3 protein-coding genes are annotated in these 3,996 nt (G+C 70.9%); 2 read left to right on the top strand and 1 reads right to left on the bottom strand.

What is annotated here, in order from left to right:
- Positions 1 to 249: 249 nt before the first annotated feature.
- A complete protein-coding gene (locus tag G6048_RS47170) occupies positions 250 to 1,005 on the bottom strand; it encodes a TIGR03089 family protein (protein WP_165345764.1) in 756 nt (251 codons plus the stop codon).
- Between the two features lie 111 nt (positions 1,006 to 1,116).
- Here G6048_RS47170 and G6048_RS47165 point away from each other — a divergent pair, with 111 nt between their 5' ends.
- Together G6048_RS47165 and manB are read left to right on the top strand one after the other, a co-directional pair.
- Positions 1,117 to 2,625 (top strand): peptidoglycan recognition protein family protein, encoded by a 1,509-nt coding sequence (locus tag G6048_RS47165; protein WP_165345763.1) that lies wholly within the window; start codon positions 1,117 to 1,119, stop codon positions 2,623 to 2,625.
- A gap of 118 nt (positions 2,626 to 2,743) precedes the next feature.
- Positions 2,744 to 3,826 carry a mannose-1-phosphate guanylyltransferase gene (manB, locus tag G6048_RS47160; RefSeq protein WP_165345762.1) on the top strand — a complete coding sequence of 361 codons (1,083 nt, stop codon included), beginning with the start codon at positions 2,744 to 2,746 and terminating at the stop codon, positions 3,824 to 3,826.
- Positions 3,827 to 3,996 lie beyond the last annotated feature (170 nt).

Here is a 3,996-nt window from a genome sequence, read left to right as displayed (position 1 = left end):
GCTCGTCGCCGGTCGTTCGCCACTCGACGGTGATCGTGCCCTGCGGAGATTCGTGCGTGCCACGGGCCCACGTCAGTGACGGGTCGCGGATCCCGAAGCACCGCACCACCGGGCCCGGTGAGCCGTGGCGCGCCGCAGAGCAGTCGTGGTGACCGGGGCCAGCGGGGGCGTGGGGCAGGCCAATCGGGGCAACTCTTGCGGCAAGCCACAACGGACCCGCAGCTTCGAACCTGCTTTTCAGCCGGGCGCTCAGCGCTTCGTCGCAGTCACCCGTTCACTCTCGATCCGCTTCGCCACCGCGTCCTCACCCAACTGATCCAGATGCCGGCACAGCACCACAGAGGACCCCGTGGCAAGCGGCGCGTACAGCCCGGCGCTGAGCCCCTCCCACGTGTCATACGAGAGCCCCGACAACAGCCGAGACCCGGGCCCCGTAAGCCCGAACCCCGTGGCATCGGCCCGAGCCCGCTCAACGACCTCCGCCCCCGTGAACTCCGCTCCGGCCACGATCAGCGCGGCCGCCTCCGGGTCCACGGGAGCGTACGGCTGGAAACGGTCGCCCTGCGAGGGGACTTCGACGGCATAGTCGGCGTACCCCGCGGGCGGAGCCGAAAAGCGGCGGCCGAGTGGCGCGAGTGACAGCGCGATCCGGTCGCCCGCGCAGGCGAGTCCCGCCTCGAACTGTCCAGGGCCGGCGACCACATGGTCGGCAGCCGCGGCGTCGCCCCCGACGTCCGCGATCACACCCACCGAGGAGCAGGCGAGCAGCCACACCGCTGTCTGCCAATGCGCGGGCAGCAGCAGTGCGACCCGCTCGCCGGGCTCGGCGGACAGCTCGTCCTGGAGGAGGTTGGCGGTCTTGGCCACCCAATTGGCGAAGGTGGCCACGGACAGTTCGACCCGTTCGCCGGTGGCATCGTCGTAGAAGGTCACCAGGGGGCGCGCCGGGTCCGCGGCGAGCGCGGATCGCAGCAGGTCGGCAGGGGTGCGGTCGGAGGCGGTCACGAGAGGAAAGCGTACGCGGGCCCTCGGCCGGGCGGGGGAGGCCGGGCCACCGGTTCGGAGGAGTGGCGGTCGACGGTCCGTCAAATCCCGGATGGACAGATAAGTGTGGCTATGTCCACGATCAGGGGCATGCGTGGATACCTTGCTTCCTCGATCGCCGTGACGTGTGCGGCCGTTCTGGCCCTCCCCCTGACGTCTCCCTCCAGCGCTCTGGCCGACACCTCGAGACGCGCGAACGCCCAGAGCCCGGTGAACGCCGAGAGACCCGCGAACGCCGACAGACCGGCGGCCGTCGCGAGATCGGCTGTCTTCGCGAAACCGGCGGTCTTCGCGAAACCGGCGGTCTTCGAAGTGCCGGGGGCGGCCGTCCCGGAAACACCGGCCGTCCCCGGCAGCACCCGGTCGCTCCCACTCGCCCCGCTCGCCAGCGACCGCGCCCTCGGTGCGGCCCCCGTGCAGGGGCTGCACCGGCGCGACGTACCCCGCTTCTCGCTGGTCGGCGTCGTCTGGGACGACCCGGACACGGAGTTGCGGGGCGACGTCCAGGTCCGTACGCGCTCCGCCGGCACCGGCACGTGGTCCACCTGGCAGGACGTCGATACGCACAACCGGGCGCACGCGGCCGACCCGGACACCGACGAGCGCACCTCCGGGCGGGTACGCGGCTCCACGGCACCGCTGTGGGTGGGGGAGTCGGACGGCGTGGAGGTGCGCGTACAGGCCAAGCCGCACGAGCACGAAGGGGGTGAACGGGCCGTCAGGAGCCGGCCGCTGCCCAGCGGACTGCGCCTCGAACTCGTCGACCCCGGCGAGGGGCCCCCGCCCCAGGGCCCCGAACTGCAGGCCCCGAACGCCGTCTCGCTCACCCCCGCGTCCGCCGCGGCGTCCGCCGTCAACGCCGACCTCGCACCGCTCGGCGCCACCGCCATCCCGGAACTGACCCGGAAGCAGACGCAGGAGGACCTTCTCGCGACCCGTGGCATCGAGGGCGCCGAGGGCGCGGCCACGAACCCGTACATCGGCCCGCGTCCGCGCATCATCACCCGCCGCGGCTGGAGCGCGGACGAGGGCCTGCGCGAGCGCCACTTCAGCTACACCAAGTCCGTACGGGCCGCCTTCGTGCACCACAGCGCCACGGGCAACAACTACCGCTGCTCGCAAGCCTCTTCGGTCATCCGCAGCATCTACCGCTACCACGTCAAGAGCAGTGGCTGGCGGGACATCGGGTACAACTTCCTCGTCGACAAGTGCGGAAACATCTACGAGGGGCGGGCCGGAGGCGTGACCAAACCGGTCCAGGGCGCGCACACGCTCGGGTTCAACGGCAACAGCATGGGGATCGCCGTCCTCGGCAGCTTCAACCACGAGAAGCCGCCGGCCCCCGCGGTGCAGGGCGTCGCCCGGCTCACGGCGTGGAAGCTCGGCCTCTACGGGGCGAATCCGGCGGGCAAGACGTATCTGAAGTCGGGAGGTGGCAATCTCTTCCGAAAAGGCAAGAATGTGCGACTGAATGTGATCTCCGGACACCGGGACGGCTTCGCCACCGAGTGCCCGGGCGCTCGGCTGTACGCCAAGCTCCACCAGGCCAGGACCACTTCGGCCCGCTTCCAGGGACGATGAGGTCGGGACTGCGGCTCCCCACGGCCACCCAAGAGGCTCCCCACGGCCATCGAACGGCTGCATACACTGGCCGGCCGACAGACGTTCGGCCGGCCCCACAGGGAAGCAGAGACGACAGGTGACAGAAGCGATCCTCCTGGTCGGCGGCAAGGGCACACGGCTGCGGCCGCTCACGGTCCACACGCCGAAGCCGATGGTTCCGGCGGCCGGGGTACCGTTCCTCACGCACCAGCTGGCGAGAGCCAGAGCGGCAGGGGTCGAGCACATCGTGCTCGCCACGTCCTATCTGGCCGAGGTCTTCGAGCCCTACTTCGGCGACGGTTCGTCGCTGGGGCTCCATCTCGAGTACGTCACCGAGGTCGAACCGCTCGGCACGGGCGGCGCCATCCGGAACGTGGCCTCCCGTCTCCGCTCCGCCCCCGACGATCCCGTCCTGATCTTCAACGGCGACATACTCACCGGCCTCGACATACCGGCCCTCGTCGCCACTCACCAGTCCTCGGGCGCGGACGTCTCCCTGCACCTGACCCGAGTCGAGGACCCGAGGGCGTACGGCCTGGTCCCGACCGACGCCTCGGGCCGCGTACAGGCCTTCCTCGAGAAGCCCCAGACCCCCGAGGAAATCGTCACCGACCAGATCAACGCCGGGGCATACGTCTTCCGCCGCTCGGTCATCGACACGATCCCCGCCGGCCGCCCGGTCTCGGTGGAACGCGAGACGTTCCCCGACCTCCTCTCCTCAGGCGCCCACCTCCAAGGCATGGTCGACTCGACCTACTGGCTGGACCTCGGCACCCCCCAAGCCTTCGTACGAGGCTCCGCGGACCTGGTCCTGGGCCGTGCCCCCTCCCCGGCAGTCCCCGGCCGCTGCGGCGACTGCCTGATCCTCCCGACGGCCACGGTCGCCCCCGACGCAAAACTGACCGCCGGCACGGTGGTCGGCGAGAACGCGACCATCGGCTCCGGCGCCCGCATCTCCGGCTCCACGATCCTGGCAGGCGCGGTGGTGGAACCGGGAGCAGTGATCACAGACTCCCTGATCGGCGCCAGAGCCCAGGTCGGCACCCGCTCCATCCTCACGGGAGTGGTGGTCGGCGACGACGCAACGGTGGGCCCCGACAACGAACTCAGGGAGGGCGTACGGGTGTGGTGCGAGGCGGTACTGCCGGCGGGGGCGGTGCGGTTCTCGTCGGATCAGTAGCGGTTGTCGCGGGGGAGGGTGAGCCTGCGTCTACTTCTGCAGCGCGGGCCGGCATCAATCAGCCCGTCTGGGGGCACCTCCCAGCGGTAGCTGGGGGAGTTTGAGGACGAGGCCGTTCAGGCCGATGGGGTCTGGGGCGCAGCCCCAGCGGGGTCCAGGGGCGGAGCCCC

Source organism: Streptomyces ureilyticus (assembly GCF_011045025.1).
Classification (GTDB): Bacteria; Actinomycetota; Actinomycetes; order Streptomycetales; family Streptomycetaceae; genus Streptomyces; species Streptomyces ureilyticus.
This window is presented reverse-complemented; position numbering and strand designations above follow the sequence as displayed.

Coding starts and splice junctions, on each gene's coding strand:
- G6048_RS47165 (WP_165345763.1), top strand. CDS start 1,117: ATGTCCACGATCAGGGGCATGCGTGGATACCTTGCTTCCTCGATCGCC.